Consider the following 23,578-nt stretch of genomic DNA (forward strand, 5'->3'; position numbering starts at 1 on the left):
TATAAAAGGGGTGCTGTAGCTGTATCGTCCACTGGCGATGATCGCTGTGCTTGTCTTTGCTGCTAGATCATGCCGCTCTCTGGGTGCCCGCTTCTGACTCTAATATATAGCTGCGACAGTACCCTTTATAAGTTAAAGGTGTTAGACTGTTTGGCAACACCAAAGGAAGAGCAGGAGGAGTACATGGCGACGGTTGAGCACAGGGAGAACGCGGTCACCCGGTTCGCCCAGCGGATCGTAGAGAACGTGGAGAGGGTGATCATCGGCAAGCGTGAGCAGATAGAGTACCTGCTGGTGGCACTGCTGTGCCAGGGACACGTGCTCATAGAGGATGTGCCCGGCACAGGCAAGACGATGCTTGCCAGAGCTTTGGCGGTGAGCATAGGCCTGGAGTTCAAGAGGCTGCAGTGCACTCCTGATCTGCTGCCCAACGACGTCACCGGGGTCAGCATCTTCAACCAGAGGGAGGGGCGATTCGAGTTCCAACCGGGGCCGGTGTTCGTGAACGTACTGCTGGCAGACGAGATCAACCGTGCTACTCCCCGCACACAGTCGGCGCTGCTGGAGGCGATGCAGGAGCGCCAGGTGACCGTGGAGGGCGTGACCCGGCAGTTGCCGTCGCCCTTCCTGGTGCTGGCCACCCAGAACCCGGTGGAGTTCGAGGGCACTTTCCCCCTGCCCGAGGCGCAGCTGGACAGGTTCCTGATGCGCCTGCCCCTGGGCTACCCGGACGAGGTGTCCGAGGTGGAGATGCTGCGCAACCTGCGCAAGCGGCATCCCATAGAGACGTTGGAGCCCGTGGCCGAAGCGGATGAGCTGTGGGCCCTCTACGACCAGGTGACCGACGTCCACGTGGACGAGACGCTGGAGCAGTACATAGTAGGGCTGGTGGCGGCTACCCGGTCTCACCCGGACCTGGCGCTGGGGGCTAGCCCGAGGGGATCGATCGCGCTGTACAAGACCTCGCAGGCGCTGGCCGCGCTGCGGGGGAGGGATTACGTCATCCCGGAGGATGTCCGGCAGATGGCGGCGCTCACGCTGCCGCATCGCCTGCTCGTGAAGCCTGAGAGCCAGCTGCGGGGGCGCACCGCCACGGGCATCGTCGCGGAGATCGTCGAGCGCCAGCCGCTCGACATGGGCGGTGTGAGGTAAGATGCGGAACTACCTGCCGGTGCTGGTGCTCATTATAGGGATAGTTATCCTGCTGCGTATCAGCTTCTTCTTTACCATAGTGTACTTCCTCGTAGGACTGTACGTGCTGTCGAGCTTGTGGACCCGTCGATCTGTGGGCCACGTGGCCGTAGCTCGCAGCTTCCAGGAACGCGCCTTCACCGGAGACGAGGTCCGGGTGACGCTGCGGGTGACCAACACCGGGGTGCTGCCCGTCAGCTGGCTGGAGGTGAGGGACACGATCCCGGGGCAGCTGCTGGCCTCGCCCTTCAGGCCGGAGGTGCTCTCGCTGGGGGCGCACGAGACGTGGTCGCGGGAGTACTCGCTGAGGTGCAGGCACAGAGGGTACTACCTGCTCGGTCCCTGCACGTTGCGCAGCGGCGACCTGCTGGGCATGCACCAGGTGTACGCCACGGTCGACCGGGCGGATCGGCTCATAGTCTACCCCAGGGTGGTGCCCCTCCATCAGCTGCAGCTGCCGGAGCACTCCCCGCTGGCGGCGCTGCCCACCCGCTACCCGCTCTTCGAGGACCCCAACCGCACGATGGGGGTGAGGGCCTACCAGCGGGGCGACTCCCCCAGGCGCATCCATTGGAGCGCCTCCGCGCGCACGGGGCAGCTGCTGGTGAAGCAGTACCAGCCCGCGATCGCGCGCGAGACCCTCATCTGCCTGGATATGTGCGAGGAGAGCTACTCGGTCCGCAGGCGCTACGAGGCGATCGAGCTGGCCGTGGTCACCGCTGCCTCCCTCGCCAACCATGTGGTAGTGCGGCAGGACCTGCCCGCAGGGCTGGCGGTGGACGCCATGGATCCGCTGGTGGAAGCTCGGCAGAGGCTCGTGCTGCTACCGCGGAGCGAGAGGGGGCACTTGATGAGCCTGCTGGAGGTTCTGGCTCGAGTGGAACCGATCGATGAGTACTCCCTGGGTGACCTGGTGACCCGGGCGACCGCCGAGCTAGCCTGGGGATCCACCGTGGTGGTGGTCACGGGAGGGGTGAACACCAGGGTGGTCGACACGCTCCTGGCCCTCAAGCGCGGGGGGCTGCTCGTGGCGCTGGTGGTGGTGCACCCCGGGGAATCGGAGCAGCTGGTGCGACGGCAGGCGGCGTCCATCGGGATACCGATGTACCACGTGTGGACGGAGCGGGACCTGGAGACCTGGCTGCCCCGCACGGCCTGATCACCTGAAGCGGGTGGTGGCGTTGCCCAGTACCTGCGCTATATCCTCGGGCGTGATGAGCGCGATGTCGCCGGGCATGCAGCGCTTCATGCTGGCGAAGGCATTGCCCACCAGCAGCGGCGACACCTCCCTGTCGACCAGCCCCTGCTGGCTGTGGTGCCCTCCCAGCAGGGCGTACAGGTACCCCGCGGCGAAGGCATCGCCGGAGCCGAACCGGTAGCGGCCAGCGGATTCGAGCGCTGGGGCCCACTCGTAGGTGCCGGCGCGCATATGGGCAGCGCCGTCCGGGCCGAGGGTCAGCACGAAGGCCCGATCCTGCCTCCCGTTGCCGAACCGCTCGGACAGCATCCACAGCACGTCCTGGGGGTCTCCCTCGAAGCCCCACAGGGTCTGGGCGTCCTCCCGGGTGCAGAACAGGATGTTCGTCAGCCTGCACGCCTCCTCCAGGGCCGCAGCCGCCTCCGGAGGGCTCCACAGCTTGGAGCGGTAGTTGACGTCGAAGGAGATGCTGACCCCGCGCTCGTGCGCCCGGCGGAGCAGCCGGGAGAAGGCGGCCCTCGCTCCCTCGCCCAGGGCGGGCGTCACGCCCGTCAGGTGCAGCATCCTCGAGCCGTCCACCACGCTCAGGTCCAGCTGAGAGGGGTCGATCTCAGCACACGCCGACCCCGCGCGGTCGTAGTAGACCCTCGTGCCGAGGGGAGGCGGGTTCTCCTCGGCGTAGAATATGCCCAGCCTGCTGCTGGAGGGCGCCCACACCACGTGGCTCGTGTCGACGCCATAAGCTCTCAGCTCGCGCTCGACTCGCCTCCCCAAAGGGTTGTCCGGCAGCGCCGACATCCAGACCACCCTCATCCCCAGGCGGGCCAGGCAGGCCAGGGTGTTGGACTCGGTGCCGCCGACGTGCACCTCGAAGGTATCTGCTTCCTCCAGCCTGCGGCCCCCGGGCGGCGTCAGCCTCAGCATCGTCTCCCCGAAGCTCACAATGTCGTATCCTGACAAGCTCGACCTCCACAAGATCCTGGGAAGAATGTTATACCATCATTTGCCTCCCGTTGCATACCCCGTGCCTCTTGCATTTTGGGTCGATGGGTGTATACTACCCGCTGGTCTGTGCCATGAGATTCTCTACCTGAGGAGTAGGTGATATGCGTCGCTATCGTCTGTACGTGTGCCTGGTGGTCGTGATGCTGCTGATGGGCTTCCTGCGCTCCTCCCCTGCGGCGGCATCTCACGTCCCGTTCAGCACCGCCACTGTGGCTGGCAGCTTCCAGAGCGAGATAGGTTGTCCCGGCGACTGGCAGCCGTCGTGCGACCTCTCCCTCATGAGCGATCCCGACGGGGATGGGGTGTACACCTTCACGATCCCGGCCGGCACGTTGCCCGTCGGCGCCTACGAGTACAAGGTCGCCCTCAACAGGTCCTGGGACTACAGCTTCCCGGCCAACAACCAGCGCTTCGAGGTAGCCGCGGCCGACAACAGCGTCACCTTCTACTACAACTCGGCCACCCACGAGGTGCGCCACGTGGTGGAGGGCACGCGGCCTCCGAGGATAGGGGATGACGACGTCTTCTGGGACGGCCTCCGACACGACAGCCGCGATACCCTCTACAGAGTGCCCTTCGGGGCCGTGCCCGAGGGCGCGGAGTTCCTCGTACGGTTCCGCACCTTCCACGACGACGTGTCGAGCGTGACCGTGCGCGTGTGGCACACCGGCCTCAACGCCGAGAGGCTGTACGACATGCAGCGGGTGGCGCAGGACGTCTCCTGCTACCAGGACCTGCCATTTAATTGCGACTTCTGGCAGGCCAGGATAGAGGCCGGCCCGATCGGCACCATCTACTATCGGTTCATAGTCCGCGATGGCTCGAAGGTGGTGTACTACGAGGACGATAGCGAGGTTCGCGACGGCGGCATGGGGCGCCCATTCGACCAGTCGCCTGACTGGGGATGGGCGGTGACGGTGCACCGCCGCGACTTCCTGCCGATCACCTGGATGAAGAACGCCGTGGTGTACCAGATCTTCCCCGACAGGTTCCGCAACGGCGATCCCTCCAACGACCCCAAGCCCGTGCGGGGTAACCCGAGGTTGAGCAGCGACCCCCGTTACGCCTACCCCAATGGGGATCCCACGGGCGCCAGCCGCCCCGAATGGGACCAGATCCTGCGCATGCGGTGGGGGGAGCTGCCCGAGGGCTATTGCCGGAACTACGCGGGAGACTACCCCTGCCCGCAGAGGTTTGCGCAGCCAGCATCCACGCGGGAGCAGCCCCGCGGCCGCGACTACTATGGCGGCGACCTGGAAGGGGTCACCGAGAAGCTATCCTACCTCAAGCGCCTGGGGGTGACCGCGATCTACTTCAACCCCATATTCGCCGCGGGCTCCAACCACCGCTATGACACCCGCGACTACAAGATCATCGACCCCTACCTGGGCAACCTGGGCGACTGGCGGACGCTCGTGCGCGCCGCCCATAGGCAGGGGATACGCATCATCCTGGATGGGGTGTTCAACCACATGTCGTCCGACAGCCCCGTATTCGACCGCTACCACAACTGGAACGATGCCCTGTACGGAGTCGGGGCGTGCGAGAGCGTGAGCTCGCCCTACCGGAGCTGGTTCCGCTTCCGCCGGCCCGTGGGGAGCGAGCCGGCTGCCTGCGCGCCCTACACGCGCGATGGGGACTCCTACTACGCGGCGTGGGCGGGCTTCGATTCCCTGCCGCAGCTTGCCGAGAGCGACCCAGTCAAGGCCCACATCTACGGTGCGGACTCGAGCGTGGCCCGCTACTGGCTCCGCCAGGGTGCCGATGGCTGGCGGTTGGACGTCATGCCCGACAAGAGCGTGGCCTTCTGGAGGGAGTTCAGGCAGCGAGTGAAGCAGGTGGATCCCAACGCCGTGATCATCGGCGAGCTCTGGAAGAAGTTCGACGTCCTGCCGTTCGTGCAGGGCGACACAGCCGACACTACGATGAACTATCGCTTCCGCGACGCGGTGATCTCGCTGCTGGCCCCGGGCCCGTTCGACGGCAAGGGTTTCCCTGGCAGCGGCCAGCCCATCAGGCCGTCGGAGTTCGTCAACCGGCTGCAGTCCATCAGGGAGGACTACCCCGATGCGACCTACTGGACGCTGATGAACCTCCTGGACTCCCACGACACGGAGCGCGTGCTGTGGACGCTGACGCCGGGCGTGGAGAACCCCGACGGCCGCGAGCGCAACTCCGCCCACCTGGCGGAGGGCAAGACCCGGCTTCGGCTGGCAGCGCTCATCCAGATGACCATGCCCGGGGCCCCCACGATCTACTACGGCGACGAGGTGGGCCTGACGGGAGATGACGACCCCGACGATCGGCGCACATTCCCGTGGGGGGATCGCGAGGCGCGCGCCGAGGGCGACGAGCGCCAGCCCGACATGGCGATGTACCGCTACTATCGCGACCTGATCCACGAGAGGCGCAAGCACCCCTCGCTGGTGAACGGCGACCTGCGGTTCCTGCTGGTGGATGACGATGCCGGCGTGGTCGCTTACGGCCGCAAGTGGCGGGACGAGGCCTCGATCGTGGTGCTCAACACCTCCAAGCAGGCCAGGCAGGTGACCGTCCCGGTGGTGGGCTACCTGCCGGAGAACACCGAGCTCTCGTGGCTCGTGGGCGGCCACGGCGAGGCCTACGTGCGCAATGGCGGAGTGATCCTCAGCCTCGGCCCGCTGGCCGGCGCGCTGCTCGTGACGCGGGACGCCGACCTGACCCCCACGGCCGCACCCAGTGGGCTGCAGGCCTCGGCCGACGGTATGCAGGTCCACCTCTCCTGGCAGCCCGTGGCCGGCGCGGTGGGCTACAACGTCTACCGGAGCCCGGTCACCGGTGGAGGGTACGTCAGGGTCAACGCGGCGCCTGTGACCACCACGGGCTACCTGGACGACAGCGCGGAGCTGCGCAGCGGCCAGAAGTACTACTACGTCGTGCGCGCGCTCGACGGCGTCGGCAACGAGAGCGCCAACTCCAACGAGGCCAGCGCCACCCCCGGCTACAGGATCGGGTGGGCCAACCTCCAGTGGCCTCATAGCCTGGACTACACCGTGAGCGCCCGCTACACCACCGACACGGTCTACGGCCAGGTCTGGATAGACGGCGTCACCAACCAGCCGGGGCCCACGCCAGGGTTGATCGCGCAGCTCGGGTACGGGCCCCAGGGCAGCGACCCAAGGAGTTGGGACACCTGGGTGCCGATGCAGTTCAACACGGACGTGGGCAACAACGACGAGTACAAGGGCGTGCTCCAGCCGGACACGCCCGGCACCTACGACTACCTGGTGCGGTACAGCACGACAGGCGGGGAGAGCTGGACCTACGGCGATATAGACGGCACGGAGAGCGGCAGCTTCCAGGACCAGGTGGACAGCCCGGGCACGCTGGTGGTGCATCCCAACCCCGACCAGACGCCGCCGGAGGCGCCCACCAACCTGCGAGCGTACAACAACGGCCCCAGCTCGATCCTCCTGGACTGGGACGCGTCCACGTCGCTCGACGTCTATAGGTACGACGTCTACCGGAGCACGCAGCCCGGCGGCCCCTACGACAGGGTGGGGTCCACCGACGCGGCCATCACGCAGTACGCCGATTCGGGGCTGCAGACCGGCACCCGCTACTACTACGTGGTGAGGGCGGTGGACGAGGCCGCCAACGTCTCCGCCCCCAGCAACGAGGCGAGCGCCGTGCCGAGCTCGCGGCAGGTGGCCGTGACCTTCGAGGTGGCGGTGCCCGCTACCACCCCGCCCGACGCCACCGTGTACATCGTGGGCAACCAGCCGCAGATCTGCAACTGGTGCAACCCGCACACGGTCGCATTGACCAAGGGGGATGACGGCAAGTGGAGGATAACGCTGGAGTTCACCGAGGGGACGTCCGTGGAGTACAAGTACACGCTGGGCTCCTGGGACTACGTGGAGAAGGGGCCCTCGTGCGAGGAGATCTCCAACCGCACCCTCAGGGTCGTCGGGGACTCGGAGGGCAGGCAGCTCGTGCAGGACACGGTGGCCAACTGGAGGAACATCTCGCCCTGCGGCAACTAGCCTCTTGCGAGGGCTAGAATCGCCCTCGCAAGAGGCCCCTTTGGGGGAGTGGTCCGGCGTCAGGCCCCCAGGAGCGCGACCAGGGCCTTGGCCGCCATGGCCACCGGCACCCTGCCCTCTGCCTCCAGGCCCAGGACGATGCGCGCCGTCATGCGCCGCAGGTCCTCGTGACGGTCCGCGGCCGTCACGAGCCTGTGCACCGCCAGGCGGCTGCGGCATAGCCAGCGCAGCCGCTCGCAGGTCCGGAACAGCTCCGAGAAGCGCGACCGCAGCTCCCGCTCGTAGGCGCGGGCCTCGATCTCCCCCCTGGAGAGCATCTCGCGCACGTGCCGGCCGGCGATCACCCCGGATTCGAGGGCGTAGTCTATACCCTCGCCCGTGAGGGGGTTCACCAGCCCCGCGGCCTCGCCCACCATGACCACCCCGGGGGCCCAGAGGCGAGAGCGCAGGAAGTCCGTGCGCAGGGGAAAGCCCCGCACCGGCCCTTCGCGTCTCGCCCCGGGCAGCAGGCGCGAGCAGAGGCGGCTGCGTGTGAAGGCCTCGAACTCCTTGCGCGCGGTCGAGCCCTCATGGCGCGCCAGCACCCCCGCGCCCACGTTGAAGCGCCCACCTCCCAGCGGGAAGATCCAGCCGTACCCTGGCAGGGTCACCCCCTGAAAGCTGAAGACCATCTCTTCGACCTGGGCTGCCGGGCACTCGAAGTAGGCCCTGGAGGCGGCCAGCAGCCTCGGGCGCGCGGCCACGAGCCCGGAACGTTCGAGCAACCTGGGAGATGCCCCCGTGGCCACCACCACCATCCTGGCCCGCACCCCGCGACCGTCCTCCAGGCGCACCAGCGCGTGCTGGCCCTCGAGCTCGACGGCCTCGGCCCGGGCGGGCGCCTCGAACTCCGCCCCCACCGAGGTGGCCCTCCGGAGGAGGGCGTCGTCCAGCCGGAGGCGTGGCACCACGAGGCCTCCCCGCCCGGGCATCCCCAGGGTGGTGGAGGTACCGCCGGGGCCCACCACCCTCACTTGGGACACGCGGCCCCCCATGCCTGCCACCTCCCGCGCGAGGCCCATCCCCTCCAGCACGCTCACGGCGCGGGGGGTGAGCCCGTCGCCGCAGGTCTTGTCGCGCGGGAACTCCGATTTGTCCAGCAGCAGCACGCGCACCCCGTGCCTCGCAAGCTCCCAGGCGCAGGCGCTCCCCGCCGGGCCCGCCCCCACGACCACTACATCGTACTTGCCGGCTTTCATGGCTGCATTGTACACCTCTTCCGCCCCTGGTGGGAGCCGTCCTTGCGCAAAAGTAGTTAACATGGTTAACTATCTCTGGAAGATGTTAACACCACAGCCTTGACGAGGGAAAGGGGGAAAGTGACTTGCTCGACGCCTGGGGGAGGTTCGTCTATCGGCATAGATGGTGGGTGCTGTTGCTGTCCGTGCTCTGCCTGGTCCTCACGGCCTACCTGAGGCAGTACGGGGGGAAGCTGGGCTCGATCGAGTTCGCCTCGCAGACCGAGGCGGGCCGCACCAGCAGGCTGATCAACGAGCAGCTGCCCAGCTCGGCTCCCAGCTACTACGTGATCTTCACCAGCGACGAGCTGCTGGCCACGGAGCCGCGTTTCGTGCAGGAGATGCAGCGGGCCCTCGAGCCGCTGAGGCGCAGCCCGGACGTGCTGGGCGTGCGCACCCCGTACGACGGCGGCAACGTCAACCCCCAGTTCATCTCCAAGGACAAGCACAGCGCGTACGCCGTGGTGGAGCTGCGCAGGGCGAGCGATGAGCGCCTGCAGGACATCTACAGGGAGCTGCACGACGAGGTGCGGTCCTCTGAGCTGCGCGTGATCCAGTCCGGCACGTTGCCCGCGCTGTACGAGTTCCAGCAGATCTCCAGCGAGGACCTGCGACGTGCCGAGGTGATATCTTTCCCAGCGTCCCTGATCATGCTGCTGCTGGTGTTCGGCTCGGTGGTGGCCGCGGCCATCCCGCTGGGCACCGGGCTGTTCGCGATCGTGGGGGCACTCACGGGCACGCTGCTCCTGGCGCGCTACATGAACCTGACGGTGTACTCCCAGAACATAGTGACGATGCTGGGGCTGGCGCTGGCGATCGACTACTCGCTCTTCATAGTCAGCAGGTTCCGGGAGGAGATCAACGGCAGCCCCATCGATGTGGCGCTCGGCAGAACCCTCTCCACCGCCGGAAGGGCGGTGCTGTTCTCGGGCATCACCGTGGCCATAGGCATGCTGGGCATGACGTTCTTCCGGCTGGCAGACATCGGCTCGATCGGCGTCGCCGGCACGGTGGTGGTCGTGTTCTCGGTCTTCTACGCCTTCACGCTCCTGCCAGCGATCCTGGCCATCCTAGGGCGCAGGGTTAACAGCCTGAGGGTGCCGTTCGTGCACCCTGAGCGCCGGGGGCAGGGCAACGGCTACTGGCACAGGCTCTCGATGGCCATCATGCGCTATCCCTGGCAGGTGCTGGTGGTTGTGGGGGCCATCCTGCTCCTCCTGGGGGTGCCTTTCCTGCACATCAGGCTCGCGCTCTCGGACATCAACGCGCTGCCCAAGAACGCTGAGTCGCGCAGGGGCGTCGAGATGCTCCGCAACGAGTTCCCGGGAGGGGATCTCAACCCGATCTACGTGGTGCTGAAGTACGATCAGGGCTCGCCCCTCACCCCGGAGAGGATAGGGCAGCTGTACGATCTCACCCGCTGGCTCGAGCAGCAGCCCGACGTGGTGCGGGTCCAGAGCCTGACCAACCTCGACCCCCGCCTGGGGAAGCAGCAGTACCAGCAGCTGCTCTCGCAGCCCGTGTCGGCGCTGCCGGCTCCCCTGCGGCAGGCCGTCGAGGGCAGCGTTGGCAAGCAGATCGTGGTCGTGCAGGTGTACACCGATCTCGATCCCAACAGCGACCAGGCTCGTGACCTGGTCCGTAAGATCCGCAGCTCTCACCCGCAGGTGGATGGGCAGGTGCTGGTCACCGGCCAGACCGCCTACGACATAGACTCCCTGCAGCTCATAGAGGAGGACGTGCCGAAGGCTCTGGCGTTCATCCTCGTGACCACGTACGTGGCGCTCTTCCTCCTGCTGGGGAGCGTCTTCCTGCCGATCAAGGCGTTCCTGATGAACGTGCTGTCGCTGAGCGCCTCCTATGGGGCGCTGGTGTGGATCTTCCAGGAAGGGCATCTCTCGGGCCTGCTCAACTTCCATCCGGGCCCGATCAACAGCGCGCTGCCCGTGATCCTGTTCTGTGCGCTGTTCGGCCTCTCGATGGACTACGAGGTCCTGCTGCTCAGCCGGATCAAGGAGGAGTACGAGCGCACGGGCGACAACACCCTCGCGGTGGCCACTGGGCTGGAGAAGACCGGCCGCATCATCACGGGTGCCGCCCTGATCATGATCACGGTGTTCGTGGCCTTCACCTTCGCCAACACCCTGGTCATCAAGTCCATAGGGCTGGGCATGGCGATCGCCGTGTTCGTCGACGCGGCGATAGTGCGGACGCTGCTCGTGCCAGCCACCATGCGCCTGCTGGGGCAGTGGAACTGGTGGGCTCCCGGACCGCTGGCTCGGTTCTACCGGAGGTTCGGGATCTCGGCCGAGGGAGAGGCAGAGGATAAAAAGACGTTTACACCTGTCAATACAAACTCCTGATCTATATGCTATACTCTCCATGCAAACTTTGCGGAGGGGGAGATGCACCAGGCCGAGAGATCCTGCACGCACGCCGGAGGGCACCTGCGCGTGCGCCTGTTGCGAGAGGAGGAGTTGAGCTCGCGGGACCACCACAGGATCAGCTCTCTGCTGGTGGAGGCCTTCCCGCACGCAGCCCAGCTGTTCTCGCGCCAGTCCTGGAGAGGTCCCAGGCCGGATCGCAGGCTGCTGCTGGAGGGCGGGGACGGCGAGCTCCTGGCCCATCTGGACTACGTCATCCGGCCGATCCAGGTGGCGGACGCCACGGTCGAGGTGGCCGGAGTGGGGGAGGTGGCCGTGCGCCAGGGAGCCCGCGGGCGTGGGCTGGGTAAGCGCCTCATGCAAGAGCTCAAGGCGGCGCTGCACCGCGAGCCGGTCGACTTCGGTCTACTGTACTGCCTGGAGTCGGTCGCCGGCTTCTACGAGCGCGTCGGCTGGACCAGGGTCCACCAACCCTCCCGCTTCATTTCCCCGGAGACCGGCCAGTGGATGGAGGCGAGCTATCCGACTTTCATCCTGCCGGTGAGAGCTCCCCTCGAGGCGTGGCCCGGGGAGGGCGTGATCGATCTCGGCGGGATGATATGGTAGCGTGGCATGCTATCTGCTCTCTATAAGTCCGACCCGGGTCAGCGGTACACAGGGCTTTTGGACCAAGGGGAGAGAAAGATGGCTATCACGGACGCGAAGACGAAGCTGATCTACGAACTATCGGATATCTACGATGCGGAGAGGCAGTTCCTCCAGGGCATGCGGCAGGCGCTCGCCCAGGCCGACAGCCAGGAGCTGCGCGCGGGCATCCAGGAGCACATGTCGCAGACGGGGCAGCAGATAGGCAACTTGGAGCAGGTCTTCTCCTTGATGGGGGAGACCCCGCTGCAGATCTCCTGCGACTCCGCTCGGGGCCTGGTGGCGGAAGCCCAGAAGGGGATGGAGGAGACCCAAGACAACACGCTGCGGGACGGCATGATCGCCGGTGGGCTATGCAAGGTGGAGCACTACGAGATAGCCTCTTACAGGGCGCTCATCGTGGGCCTGGAGCAGATGGGCCTCGAGGACGCGGCACAGCTACTAAGGCAGAACCTCCAGCAGGAGGAGGAGACCGCTGGGAAGCTCGAGGATCTCATCCAGGGCATGGCCCGACAGCTGTCCGGGGACGTGCAGGGCCCTATGGCCCACGGCACGGATACCCCTCCGCCCACGATCTAACAACGAACACCTTCCGGGTGTGCGGCTTGCGCCGCACACCCATTGCCTCCCCGCGACCATGAGGCCTCCGGCATATTTCTCGTGGGGCCGACCTCCCCCTTGCAGATCGGTCGTTAGGGCTAGCCCTCTGGGTGCTGTGGCCCGCCGTACTGGTACACCTCCACGTCCTCCACGGTGATGAGGCCGTTGACCCCCAGCTCTCTCAGCTTGGGCAGCAGGGCATCGATCTTCTTGGGCGAGTCCACGACGTCGATCACCAGGGGCAGATCCTCGGACAGGCGCAGGATGGTCGCCGTGTGCAGGCGGCTCGTGCGCCCGAAGCCCTCTATGCCTCGGAAGACCGTGGCGCCGGCGTAGCCGTCCCGGCGGAGCATCTCCACTATCGCCAGGTGCATGGGGCGGTTGCCGTGCCTGTCGGCCTCGCCGATGTAGATCCTCACGCGCTTTGCCTTTCCCGATAAGTGCATGTTCCGCCTCCAACTCTTAGATGTATCAGAGGATAGTGCTTTTTCGCCCGGAGGACAATAGCTCTCGGTATTGAGATCGTGTACAGGTTAGGGTACAATCTGCTCAAAAGATGTCTAGACAGGAAAGCGTCTACAAGCGTATATCTGCGCTGCTGGAGGAGGAGATAACCTCCGGCAAGCTCAAGCCCGGGCACAGGCTGCCTGGGGAGCACGAGCTAGCTCGCCGCTTCGGCGTCAGCCGCACGACCATCAGGCAGGCCCTGGCCGACCTAGCGCGCAAGCAGCTGATCACCACTAGGGTGGGATCGGGCAGCTACATCACCTTCGATAACCAGCCCCTGGAGTGGTCTGCGGGGTGGAGCAGGGCGTTGACCAGCAGCGGCGTGGCGGTGGAGTCGCGGATCGTGCACTTCGGGCCCGTGGAGGACCGGCAGCTGGGAGCCAAGCTCGGCACCGGCCCGCACTTCATCGCGCTCGACAGGCTGCGCATCGTGTCCGGCGGTGAGCCCATATCGCTGGAGCGCAGCCGCGTACCCCTGACCGACAGCACGGCCGCCCTGCTGGACGTGGACTTCCGCCAGGAGTCTCTGATGGACGTGCTGACGCTGCGGCTCGGCATGATCCCGACCAGCAGCGAGGAGTGGATAGAGGTGGCGAGGCTGCGGGAGGATGAGGCGGAGCTGCTCCGGAGAGCTGTGGGGGAGCCGTTCCTCCTCAGTCGTCGGGCGCTGCGGGACCAACACGGCTCGCTGATGGAGTACGTGGCCAGCCTGCTCGACCCAGGCCACTTCCGCCTGCACATCACGTTTGAGAGGGAAGGTTGGGAGCGACGGGGATGAGCCGGCTGCGAGCCGCGGGAGCCCTGTACGGGCTGGCTATAGGGGATGCCCTGGGCATGCCCACCCAGATGCTGCCGCGAGAGCAGGTGCGGTCCCTGCTGGGGGATGTCCGCTGGTTCGAGGCAGGGCCCTCGGCAAATCCCATAAGCGCCGGGCAGCCCGCGGGCAAGGTGACGGACGATACGGAGCAGGCCCTTATCGTCGCGCGCTTGCTGGTGCAGGGCGACGGCAGGCTGGACGTCTCGCTGTTCGTCCAGGAGCTCCTGGCTTGGACGCGCGAGGCGGAGGCGGACGGCAGCGAGCAGCTCGGGCCTTCCTCCCGGCGCGCGCTGGAGGCCGTGGCTCGAGGGGTGGCTCCCAGCCAGGCGGGCAGCCGAGGCGACACCAACGGCGCGGCCATGCGCATAGCGCCGGTGGGCATATGCGTGCCTCCCGAGCCGTTGTCCCGGCTCGTCGACCGCGTGGAGCAAGTGTGCCTGCCCACGCACCACACCGGGCTGGCCATCGCCGGCGCTGCTGCCGTGGCGGCGGTGGTTAGCGTGGGGGTGGAGGGTGGTAGCTTTGAGGAGGGGCTCCAGCTGGCCCTGCGCGCCGCCCAGCTCGGTCAGCAGCGGGGCCATTACGTTGCCGGCCCCAGCGTGGCCGAGAGGATCTCGTGGGCCGTCTCCCTGGTGAAGCCTTTGGACGAGTCGAGCGCTCAGGAGAGGATCTACGACCTGGTCGGCACCGGCGTGCTGACGCAGGAGTCGGTGCCGGCGGCCTTTGCGCTCGCATCCCTGTACGCGGATGACCCTTGGGAGGGCTGCCTAGCCGCGGCGTCCCTGGGGGGCGACAGCGATACAATAGGGGCTATCACGGGGGCCATGTTGGGAGCCTGCTGTGGGGAGAGCGCCTTCCCATCGAAGGCTCTGGCGCTTGTGCGTGAGGTGAACTCTCTGTATGTGGACGAATTGGTCGCGGCCCTGTTGTCGCTGCGTCAGAGTATAGTGGGGAGGTAACATCGTGAGTGCTAAGACTCATCATCCTGAGGTGGACAGGCCATGGGCTATCGAGCTGCGCGGTATAGAGCCCATACCGGACAGCGAGAGGCACGGTAAACCATCGGAGCTGTTCTGGATATGGTTTCCCGCTAACATAGGCGTGCTCGGGATAGTGTACGGCGGGATACTGACGGCCGCGGGGCTCAACCTGTGGCAGAGTGCTGTCGTCGCCCTGGTGGGCTCGGCCCTATCCTTCCTGCTGGTGGGTATCCTCAGCGTGGCTGGCAAGTGGGGTGGCGCTCCTATGCTGACCCTATCGCGCGCGCCCTTTGGGGTGCGGGGTAACTTGGGGCCCGCGTTCATCAGCTGGCTGAGCCTGGTGGGCTGGGAGACGGTCAGCGTCATCACCGCGGCGTACGCCCTGCTGGGGTTGTTGGGGCTGCTGGGGCTGCCCGCCAACTCGCTGTGGACGGTGGTGAGCCTGCTGGTCATCGCCCTGCTGGTAGTAATGTTCGGCCTGCTGGGGCACGCGACGCTGGTCATCATCCAGCAGGCTGCTACTTGGATCCTCGGGACGCTCACCGTCCTGGTGATCATCTTCCTGATCCCGGGTACGCAGTGGAGCAAGCTGCTCGATGCCCCATGGGGAGCTTGGGACTCAGGGGTGCTGGCGACGCTGAGCATCATCATGGCCGGCACGGGCATAGGATGGGCCAACGCCGGCGCGGACTACACTCGCTACTTGCCCAGAGGCAGCAGCGATCGTTCCATAGTGGGGTGGACGGTGCTGGGGGCGACCATCCCCCTGTTCGTGCTGATCATGACGGGGGTGCTGCTCTCCAGCAGGGTGTCGGACCTGGCCTCCGCCTCCAACCCCGTGGAGGTGATAGGGGATGCCCTGCCTGCGTGGATGGCCGTGCCTTACCTGATCACTGCGATAGGCGGCCTGATAGCTGCCGCGGACCTCTCGATCTACTCCTCGGGGCTCAACCTGCTGGCTCTGGGGGTGAGGCTCCAGAGGCACAAGGCGGTGCTGATAGATGGGGTGATCATGGTGTTGGGGTCGGTCTACGTCATGATCATAGCCCAGGACTTCTTCGGGCCCTTCATCAGCTTCCTCCAGCTGCTGGCCGACGGCCTAGCTGCCTGGGTTGGCGTCTTCCTCGTGGACATGTTGCTGCGCCGTGGCTATGACCCGGAGGGGCTCAGGTGGACCGATCCGGGGAGCCCTTATTACTACTCAGGGGGGATCCACTGGCCCGCATGCATCGCCTGGCTCTGCGGCGTCCTGGTCGGGTTGGCCTTCACCGTGTCCCCATGGTTCAGCGGGCCCCTGGCCAAAGGGGTGTTTGCCTCGAGCAGCTTGGGCTACATTATGGGCTTGCTGGTGAGCATGCTGACCTACTGGCTGCTGGGCGCGGTGCTCGCCCGCGGGCAGGTGGCGGCTGGCCAGCGAGAGCGCCCGGGGGAGTCCTGAGATGAGGTGCCCTCGCAGGCTGGTGCTGGTGGGCAGCGTGCTGGTGGACGTCCTGCTCTACGTGCCCCACATGCCCGAGAGAGGGGGAGACGTCCTGGCGCAGGGGGCGGTGGTGACCTCCGGTGGGGGCTACAACGTGCTGGTGGGAGCATCCAGGCTAGGTATGCCGGTGGCCTATGCGGGGAAGGTGGGCAGCGGCCCGATGGGGGCTCAGGTGCTGCGCGACCTGGAGTCGGCCGACATCCCCATCCTCCTGCCTCCGTCCGACGATGGTGATACCGGCTTCGACATCGGCTTGGTGGAGCCTGATGGTGAGCGCACGTTCGTGACGGCTCCAGGGGTGGAGTCCAAGCTCACCGCCTCGGACCTCGCTGTCATCCCTCTTGTGGGCGGGGACGTGGTGTACGTCTCGGGCTACGACCTGTGTTACCCGGTATCCGGTGCCGCGCTCGCTGACTGGTTGCCGGCCCTGCCGCAGGACGTCCTGCTGGCCTTCGATCCAGGCCCCCTCGTGGGGGAGATCCCGGTCAGGTACCTCTACGTCGTCCTGAGGCGAGTTGACATAATAAGCCTGAACCAGCGGGAGCTGGCGATACTGACTGGCGAGGATGCCTTGCCGACCGCTGTGGAGAGGCTTGCCGGCCTGCTCCACGAGGGTGCCTGGGTGGTGGTGCGGGCGGGGGCTCACGGCTGCTGGATAGCCGGTCCTGAGGGGCATCTGAGGCACGTGCCCGGAAGGCCCGTGGCGGCGGTGGATTCCACGGGGGCTGGCGATGCGCACGTGGCGGCGCTGCTGGCGGCGCTGCACGCGGGACATCCTCTTGAGGAGGCCGCGCATCGGGCCAACGTCGCGGCCTCGATAGCTGTCGGGCGTCGGGGTCCGGCCACGGGCCCCACCCTGGAGGAGCTGGAGACCCTCCTGTGTGAAGAGAGGTCGGGGTAGGCTTCCGAGGCCCTGAGCGGGGAGGCGGGGGAGAGCTACAGCTCTCCCCTTGCCTTTTTGTTCCCCCTGGGGCACAGGTCCCACCCGGTCGCTACGTCCCCCAGGAGATGGGAATTACCCGCCTCGGAGATGGGGCTTGGCGCGTTGTTGCCTCTCGTGCCGCTATGTTGTGACATATAAGCTGTCAAAAGGGTGCTTATACTTGGGGGTGTCTGGTGGATGGGAGGCAGCTCTGGCTGCCGGGGCCATCGGGGTGGGCTGTAGCCCATGACCTCAAACCTCCGGCCCGGGCTGCACCGCACCTGCGCTGGGTGAAGCCAAATTATCACTGGAGGGGTATCATGTTGCGTAGTCCTAGGCTATCTGCTCTGTTGTTCTTGCTCACGCTGCTCTGCTTCACCCTGCCGTTCATGACCGTTACCTGTGGTGGCCAGGAGGTGATGAGGGTCACGGCGATGGACCAGGCCCTCGGGCAGGACCCATGGGTGGCGCCCGAGCTCAACGAGGCGAGCGCCCCCAGCGAAAGAGGCTCCGGGGCCGGTTGGAAGTGGCACATGAGGGGCCTGGCGGCCTTTACCGTGGCGGGCATCGTCCTTGGGCTGGGGGCTTGGAGGGGCTGGAAGGGGCTCGTCAGCGCGATCCTGGGCATCCTGGGCGCGCTGGACATCATGCTGCTGCGCGTCTCGACCATCAACTCGATGCGGCAGGAGCTGGCAGCCAGCTCCGACCTGGGAGATCTCTCCGGGCTGATACAGGTACACTAGGGCTTGGGATTTTGGGGCATGCTGCTGGGCTTTGCGTTCGCCGCGCTGTACAACATCTACCTGGTGTGGAGCTCGAGGGCGGCGTGGGATGCCGACGTGGGGCGGACCGAGTCGCCTCCCGAGCCTTCCTGGAGGTAGGGGCTTGCGCCCTTCGGCCTGCTGCGGTATCGTTAGGTAACCTATAGGAGGCGGTATGGAGCGTCGAAGGGTTCTTGCCTGGGAGGGTTGCCTCAACATCCGCGACCTCGGGGGCTACCCCACGGCTTACGGGGTGCAGACGCGCTGGGGGGCCGTGGTGCGCGCCGACACGGTGTCCAAGCTCACCATGGCGGGCCACGCAGCCCTCCTGGCGTACGGCGTGCGCACGATAGTCGACCTCCGCCTGCCGCACGAGGTCGAGGCCAAGCCCAACCCATACGCGATGCCGGGGGAGCACGGCATCGCGTACCACCACATCTCGATGATCGATCCTGCGGAGTTCCCTCCCAAGGACTTCACCACCCTCGCCGATAACTACAAGATGATGCTGGACCGCTACACCGATCGGGTGGCGAGCGTCATCCACGCGATCGCCCATGCCTCGCCCGAGGGGGCGGTGCTATTGCACTGCGTGGGTGGCAAGGACCGCACGGGCATCGCCGTGGCGCTGCTGCTGGGCGCGGTGCGCGTGCCCTACGACGTGATAGCCGCCGACTACGCCCTCACCGCTGAGTGCCTGCGCCCTGAGTGGGAGGAGACCCTGAGGCACAACCCCGAGCGTCGGCAGGAGATAGAGAGGGAGCTCGAAGTCATGATGCCCCGAGTAGAGGTCATGCTGGAGGTGCTCGATCACCTGGATCGTCGCTACGGTGGTGTGGATCCCTACCTCCGGCATATAGGGCTGACCGACCTCGAACTGGAGCTGATACGAGCGCGCCTGCTGGGCTACGTGCCCTGATCCAGCCTGACCACATGCGAAGGACTTGCATTTGCACATAATTTGAGTATCATATGTGCACAGCTCCGTGGACGGGCTGCCGAGCCTGATCTTAAAGAGAGCATTAAATCTTGCTTAGCTTTCTGTGATCGGCGGTGCCCCTGGCGGGGGCTGGCCAATATAATGGCGCGGACGCAGTTGATCCGTGCGAGCATAACGCGTGAAAGGAGCCGATAGGTTGGAGGTAGCCAGTAAGGGGCAGGTACCCGCCACCCGCGGGCGCAGGGTGTTCAACCGCGAGTACCTGATATTTCTAGCTTTCGTTGCTCCCAACTTCCTGCTGTTCATCATCTTCACCTACTGGCCGCTGGTGTATCAGGGGTACCTGAGCCTGGTGCACTGGGACATGATCTCGCCCGTGAAGCGGTTCGTTGGGCTGGAGAACTACGCCTACCTGTTCAGCGATCCCGATTTTCACCGGGTGATGTTCAACACGCTCTACTTCACGGTGGCCGTGCTGGTGGGCAGCCTGGCGCTGGGGCTGGCGCTGGCGCTCCTGCTCAACCAGCGGCTGCGCGGGCGCAACTTCGCGCGCACGGTGGTGTTCGCGCCGGTGATCCTCTCGGGCGCGGCGGTGGGCCTGGTGTGGGCCTATATCTTCGATCCCAACTACGGGCTGATGCGGACCATCCTGGGGTGGTTCGGGCTGCCACCGATCGACTGGCTGGGCAGCCCCGCCTGGGCCATGCCCGCGGTGATCATCGTGTACCTCTGGAAGAACCTGGGCTACAGCGCGATGATCTACCTGGCAGGACTCCAGAACATCCCTGCCGAGCTGTACGAGGCGGCACGGGTCGATGGCGCCGGCAGGTGGCAGCAGTTCCTGCACGTCACCTTGCCCCAGCTGTCGCCGGTGACCTTCTTCCTGATCGTCACCACGATCATATCCTCGGTGCAGGCCTTCGACATCATATCCGTGATGACGGACGGTGGCCCGGTGGGCGCGACGACGACGCTGATCTGGTACATGTACGAGCAGGGCTTCAGGGCCTTTCGGGCGGGAATAGCCGCAGCCTCGGGCATGCTGATGTTCATCATCCTGCTGGTGGTCACCTTGGTGCAGGTGGGGTGGCTACAGCGCAAAGTGTACTACGAGTAGGGGGTAGGGGATGAGAGGCGAGGCCGTCAAGAGCACGGTACAGTCCGGCACCGCTGGGAGGTCGGTGCTGCTCGACCTGCTCACACACCGCATATTCAGGGTATGGCTCTACCTGGCGATGGCCTTGACGGTGCTGGTATTCATCGTGCCCATGTACTGGATGCTGACGGCATCCGTGAAGACCCTGGGGGAGATCTACACCTTCCCGCCCCAGTGGGTGCCGACCAGCTTCCGCTGGGCCAACTACAGCGAGGCCTGGCGCAGCGCTCCTTTCGGGAGGTTCTACGTCAACACGGTGATCGTCACCTTCTTCGGGGTGGCGCTCGAGGTGGTCAACGCCTGCCTCACGGCGTACGCGTTGGCTTACATCCGCTTCCCGGGGAAGAACTTCGTGTTCATAGCGCTGCTGGCCACCCTGATGATCCCGCTGCAGGTGACGATCCTGCCCAACTACCTCACGATAGCCAGCCTCGGATGGCTCAACACCTATCAAGGGATAGTGCTGCCGGGGGCATCGGTGGCCTTCACGACGTTCCTGCTGCGCCAGCACTTCATGACCCTGCCGAAGGAGGTGATGGAAGCTGCGATCATAGAGGGCGCGGGGCACCTGAGAAGGCTGGTGTCCATTGTGTTACCGCTGTCCAAGCCGATGCTGGTGACGATCACACTCATCTCAGTGGTGGCCAAGTGGAACGATTATCTCTGGCCGCTGATAGTCACCAACAAGGTGGAGATGAGGGTGCTGTCGATCGGCATCAAGTACCTCTTCGACACGGAGGGCGCCAACCAATGGGGGGTGATCATGGCCGGCACGGTGTTCGTGGTGATCCCCGTGCTGGCGCTCTTCATCTGGGCGCAGCGGTACATAATATCCGGACTGACGGCCGGTGCCCTCAAAGGTTAGGGGATGCATGGGGTGGGCTCACTAATCGAAGGGAGGTTGGTCTAGTGACTTGGAAGATGAACCGCAGGCAGTTTCTGGCAACCTCGGGGGCCGCGCTGGGGTCGCTCGTAGTGGTGGCCTGTGGCGCGGGTGGCGGTGGTGGCGCCGCTCAGCCGAGCAGCACCGGCACGGTACCCCCCGAGGCTCGCAACCGGACGCGCGTGGTCTTCTGGTCCGCCTGGGGCGGCAAGAACGGCGAGGCGCTGCAGACCCTGGTGAACAAGTTCAACAAATCCCAGAGCGATATCTTCGTGGAGAACCAGTACCAGGGCACCTACGAGGAGCTGGCTCAGAAGCTGGCCACCGCGATGGCCGCCAAGCAGGTGCCCGACCTGGTGGTGCTCAGCGAGGTCACCTGGAATAAGTTCTATCTCAACCAGACCCTGGAGCCGCTGGACGACTACTTCAAGCAGCAGCAACTGGACAGAGACGACTACGTGGATCCCCTTATTAATGAAGGCACCAGGCAGGGGAAGACCTGGTGGGTGCCCTTCGCCCGCAGCACACCCCTCTTCTACTACAACCGCGACCTCTTCAAGAAGGCGGGGCTGCCGGACAAGGCTCCCGAGACCTGGGACGAGGTGCTGGAGGCTGCCAAGGAGTTGAAGGCGAGCGCTGGAGTGAAGAAGCCTTACGCCTTCACCACGGCCAAGAACTACAACGCCTGGCACTTCCAGGGCAACGAGTGGCAGTGGGGCGGCAACTACTCCGACAAGGAGCTCAACATCCTGATAGATAAGGAGCGTTCCCTGGAGGCGGGCGAGTGGGTCCGAAAGTTCATCCACGACGAGGGGCTAGGGTACATGGCGGAGGACCAGAGTGTCGACTTCGCCAACGGCATATGCGCTATGACTCAGCAGTCCACTGGTTCTTTGGGGGAGATCTTGGAGACAGCGAAGTTCGAGGTGGGCACGGCCTTCCTACCCAAGCACGAGCACTTCGGGTGTCCGACTGGCGGCTCCGGGTTGAGCATCATCGCGGCCTCCTCCAGCGACCGCAAGCAAGCCGCTTTCGAGTTCATCAAGTTCCTGGCACAACCCGAGAACGTGGTGTTCTGGTCGCAGCAGAGCGGCTACATGCCGGTGACCGAGTCGGCGCGCGAGTCGAGCCAGATGCAGGAGTACTTCAAGCAGAACCCCCAGTTCAAGGTAGCGGTGGACCAGCTGCCCAAGACTCAGCCTCAGGACACCGCTCGCCTGTTCATCCCCAACGGCGACCAGACGATAGGGGAGGCTCTGGAGAAGATCTTCGTGCGCAACACCCCGGCGGAGCAGGCCTTCAAGGACGCTGCCCAGAGGCTCGCGCGCGACGCCGAGGACGTCAAGCAGCAGATCCAGGAGGTGGGGCTGTAGTCCCCACCTAATATACAGAGCCCCGACGGCTCGGCCCGTCGGGGCCGGCTCTCTGGGCCCGAGGCGATGACGTGCGCCTCATATCGGGAGGGTGCCCTCCCTTGCCAGCCACGTGCTGGGGTACGCGGGAGCTAGCGGGTCTCGGCAAGCCTGGCGCGGAGGGACTCCAGCTCGTCCAGCAGGCGCATGACGACCTCTACCCCCGCGGTGTTGATCCCGAGGTCCTCTCGCAGCCGGCGGATGCGGCGCAGCCTCGCTATCTCCTGCTCATCCAGCAGCTCTTCCCTCCCCTCACGGCGGGTCCTGACCAGCCCGACCCGCGCGTAGTAGCGGATAGTCGCGGGGGGCATCCCCACGACCTGGGAAGCCGTCTCTATCCTGTAGTAGGTCAGCCTCTTGTCCTGGTCCAATCTCAACCTCCAAACTCGTCAGCTCGCCGCCTGGGTGGCCTCCCCCTCCGAGAGGCGCGCCAGCTCCTCCAGCAGCTCCCGCTGCCTGGGCGTCAACCGCTCCGGCAGGCGGACGTGCGCCTCCACCAACAGGTCACCTCTCTGGTGCGGGTTGTTGGGCCGCGGCATCCCCTGCCCCCGCAGGCGGAACACCCGGCCGTCCTGGGTGCGCTCGGGTATGCGCAGGGCGAGCGTACGCCCATCGGGCGTGCGTACGCGCACCTCCCCACCGAGGAGCATGGTCGAGAGCGGCACGTGCATCTTAGTCTTCAGGTCATCGCCCTCGCGCTCGAAAGCCGGATCCGGGAGCACCCGGACCACCAGGTAGAGGTCGCCCGGGGGGCCGCCCCCTGCGCCGGGCATGCCCTGGCCAGCCATGCGCACTCGCGTGCCGGTGTTCACGCCCGGGGGGATCTTGGCCTCGATGCGCCGCGTCTGCCCGTTGGGCAGCTGGATCTCCAACAGGCGGGTGGTGCCCGTGTAGGCCTCGCGCAGCGTCACCTGGACCTCCTGCTCCAGGTCCTGCCCAGGGCGGGCCCTCTGCCGCGTGCCGGCGCGCGCCCGCCCCCCGCCGAACAGCGTCTCGAAGAAGTCGGAGAACGGGTGCTCCTCCCCGAAGAGGTCGCGCAGGTCCTCCTCGGAGAACGTGCGGTACTCGTAGCGCGGGCCGCCCTGCCCGCGCACGAAGTCGCTCCAGTCAAATCCCTGCCCGGTCGCCTGCCCGGCCTGCTGCGCCGCCTGGTACTCCCGCCACCGGGCGCCGAACTGGTCGTACATCTTGCGCTTCTCCGGATCGGAGAGGACCTCGTAGGCCTCACTGATCTCCTTGAAGCGCTCCTCGGCCTCTTTGTTGCCCGGGTTGACGTCGGGATGGTACTGGCGAGCCAGCCGCCTGAAGGCCTGGCGTATCTCCTTGTCCGAGGCGTTGCGGGGCACGCCTAGTATCTCGTAGTAGTCCTTGAACTCCATAGCCATCAATCAGGAT

Annotated in this window: 21 protein-coding genes; 16 read left to right on the forward strand and 5 right to left on the reverse strand. The window is 65.9% G+C overall.

Translation table 11 applies throughout. From position 1 onward, the window contains the following. Positions 1-183: 183 nt before the first annotated feature. Together TTER_RS11530 and TTER_RS11535 are read left to right on the forward strand one after the other, a co-directional pair. Positions 184-1,152 carry an AAA family ATPase gene (locus TTER_RS11530; protein WP_012876205.1) on the forward strand — a complete coding sequence of 323 codons (969 nt, stop codon included), beginning with the start codon at positions 184-186 and terminating at the stop codon, positions 1,150-1,152. 1 nt (position 1,153) lies between these two features. Then, positions 1,154-2,350 carry a DUF58 domain-containing protein gene (locus TTER_RS11535; protein ID WP_012876206.1) on the forward strand — a complete coding sequence of 399 codons (1,197 nt, stop codon included), beginning with the start codon at positions 1,154-1,156 and terminating at the stop codon, positions 2,348-2,350. Here TTER_RS11535 and TTER_RS11540 read toward each other — a convergent pair whose 3' ends face one another. Beyond that, complete coding sequence (locus TTER_RS11540) at positions 2,351-3,349, reverse strand: sugar kinase (RefSeq protein ID WP_012876207.1); 999 nt, start codon at positions 3,347-3,349, stop codon at positions 2,351-2,353. A gap of 146 nt (positions 3,350-3,495) precedes the next feature. Here TTER_RS11540 and TTER_RS11545 point away from each other — a divergent pair, with 146 nt between their 5' ends. After that, the gene (locus TTER_RS11545; protein WP_012876208.1) at positions 3,496-7,419 is read left to right on the forward strand and encodes an alpha-amylase family glycosyl hydrolase; all 3,924 of its coding nucleotides are present in this window, start codon (positions 3,496-3,498) and stop codon (positions 7,417-7,419) included. A gap of 59 nt (positions 7,420-7,478) precedes the next feature. Here TTER_RS11545 and TTER_RS11550 read toward each other — a convergent pair whose 3' ends face one another. Further along, positions 7,479-8,720 (reverse strand): geranylgeranyl reductase family protein, encoded by a 1,242-nt coding sequence (locus TTER_RS11550; protein WP_012876209.1) that lies wholly within the window; start codon positions 8,718-8,720, stop codon positions 7,479-7,481. 62 nt (positions 8,721-8,782) lie between these two features. Between TTER_RS11550 and TTER_RS11555 the strand changes: the two genes are divergently transcribed. The 3 genes from TTER_RS11555 (at position 8,783) to TTER_RS11565 (ending at position 12,304) form a co-directional block, all read left to right on the forward strand. Next, positions 8,783-11,059 carry an MMPL family transporter gene (locus tag TTER_RS11555; RefSeq protein WP_012876210.1) on the forward strand — a complete coding sequence of 759 codons (2,277 nt, stop codon included), beginning with the start codon at positions 8,783-8,785 and terminating at the stop codon, positions 11,057-11,059. A gap of 42 nt (positions 11,060-11,101) precedes the next feature. Continuing rightward, positions 11,102-11,686 (forward strand): GNAT family N-acetyltransferase, encoded by a 585-nt coding sequence (locus TTER_RS11560; RefSeq protein WP_012876211.1) that lies wholly within the window; start codon positions 11,102-11,104, stop codon positions 11,684-11,686. Between the two features lie 78 nt (positions 11,687-11,764). After that, positions 11,765-12,304 (forward strand): YciE/YciF ferroxidase family protein, encoded by a 540-nt coding sequence (locus tag TTER_RS11565; RefSeq protein WP_012876212.1) that lies wholly within the window; start codon positions 11,765-11,767, stop codon positions 12,302-12,304. 119 nt (positions 12,305-12,423) lie between these two features. Here TTER_RS11565 and TTER_RS11570 read toward each other — a convergent pair whose 3' ends face one another. Next, positions 12,424-12,771 carry a DUF190 domain-containing protein gene (locus tag TTER_RS11570; protein ID WP_012876213.1) on the reverse strand — a complete coding sequence of 116 codons (348 nt, stop codon included), beginning with the start codon at positions 12,769-12,771 and terminating at the stop codon, positions 12,424-12,426. 110 nt (positions 12,772-12,881) lie between these two features. Between TTER_RS11570 and TTER_RS11575 the strand changes: the two genes are divergently transcribed. The 10 genes from TTER_RS11575 to TTER_RS11620 all read left to right on the forward strand — a co-directional run bounded on the left by TTER_RS11575 (position 12,882) and on the right by TTER_RS11620 (position 22,144). Beyond that, positions 12,882-13,610, forward strand: a complete 729-nt coding sequence (locus TTER_RS11575) for a GntR family transcriptional regulator (protein WP_012876214.1) — start codon at positions 12,882-12,884, stop codon at positions 13,608-13,610. Continuing rightward, positions 13,607-14,608, forward strand: a complete 1,002-nt coding sequence (locus tag TTER_RS11580; protein ID WP_012876215.1) for an ADP-ribosylglycohydrolase family protein — start codon at positions 13,607-13,609, stop codon at positions 14,606-14,608. The genes TTER_RS11575 and TTER_RS11580 overlap by 4 nt, the downstream gene beginning before the upstream one ends. A gap of 4 nt (positions 14,609-14,612) precedes the next feature. Continuing rightward, the gene (locus TTER_RS11585; RefSeq protein ID WP_012876216.1) at positions 14,613-16,067 is read left to right on the forward strand and encodes a purine-cytosine permease family protein; all 1,455 of its coding nucleotides are present in this window, start codon (positions 14,613-14,615) and stop codon (positions 16,065-16,067) included. Position 16,068: 1 nt separating this feature from the next. Next, on the forward strand, positions 16,069-17,010 hold the full coding sequence (locus TTER_RS11590; RefSeq protein WP_012876217.1) for a PfkB family carbohydrate kinase: 942 nt from the start codon (positions 16,069-16,071) through the stop codon (positions 17,008-17,010). Positions 17,011-17,351: 341 nt separating this feature from the next. Beyond that, complete coding sequence (locus TTER_RS11600; protein ID WP_012876219.1) at positions 17,352-17,774, forward strand: hypothetical protein; 423 nt, start codon at positions 17,352-17,354, stop codon at positions 17,772-17,774. A 3-nt stretch (positions 17,775-17,777) separates the two neighbouring features. Beyond that, positions 17,778-17,912 (forward strand): hypothetical protein, encoded by a 135-nt coding sequence (locus TTER_RS16215; RefSeq protein WP_277422786.1) that lies wholly within the window; start codon positions 17,778-17,780, stop codon positions 17,910-17,912. A gap of 55 nt (positions 17,913-17,967) precedes the next feature. Beyond that, a complete protein-coding gene (locus TTER_RS11605) occupies positions 17,968-18,711 on the forward strand; it encodes a tyrosine-protein phosphatase (RefSeq protein ID WP_012876221.1) in 744 nt (247 codons plus the stop codon). 217 nt (positions 18,712-18,928) lie between these two features. After that, positions 18,929-19,849, forward strand: a complete 921-nt coding sequence (locus TTER_RS11610) for a carbohydrate ABC transporter permease (RefSeq protein ID WP_012876222.1) — start codon at positions 18,929-18,931, stop codon at positions 19,847-19,849. A 10-nt stretch (positions 19,850-19,859) separates the two neighbouring features. After that, positions 19,860-20,753: a carbohydrate ABC transporter permease gene (locus TTER_RS11615; RefSeq protein WP_012876223.1), complete on the forward strand. Its 894-nt coding sequence runs from the start codon at positions 19,860-19,862 to the stop codon at positions 20,751-20,753. Between the two features lie 44 nt (positions 20,754-20,797). After that, entirely contained in the window at positions 20,798-22,144 is a 1,347-nt protein-coding gene (locus TTER_RS11620; RefSeq protein ID WP_012876224.1) for an ABC transporter substrate-binding protein, read from the forward strand. Between the two features lie 131 nt (positions 22,145-22,275). On the opposite strand, the gene TTER_RS11625 is transcribed toward TTER_RS11620, so the two are convergent. Together TTER_RS11625 and TTER_RS11630 are read right to left on the reverse strand one after the other, a co-directional pair. Further along, positions 22,276-22,560, reverse strand: coding sequence for a chaperone modulator CbpM (locus TTER_RS11625; RefSeq protein WP_148212003.1), 285 nt, complete (start codon positions 22,558-22,560; stop codon positions 22,276-22,278). 12 nt (positions 22,561-22,572) lie between these two features. Beyond that, the gene (locus TTER_RS11630; RefSeq protein WP_012876226.1) at positions 22,573-23,568 is read right to left on the reverse strand and encodes a DnaJ C-terminal domain-containing protein; all 996 of its coding nucleotides are present in this window, start codon (positions 23,566-23,568) and stop codon (positions 22,573-22,575) included. Positions 23,569-23,578: the final 10 nt, after the last annotated feature.

The organism is Thermobaculum terrenum ATCC BAA-798 (genome assembly GCF_000025005.1).
GTDB lineage: Bacteria > Chloroflexota > Chloroflexia > Thermobaculales > Thermobaculaceae > Thermobaculum > Thermobaculum terrenum.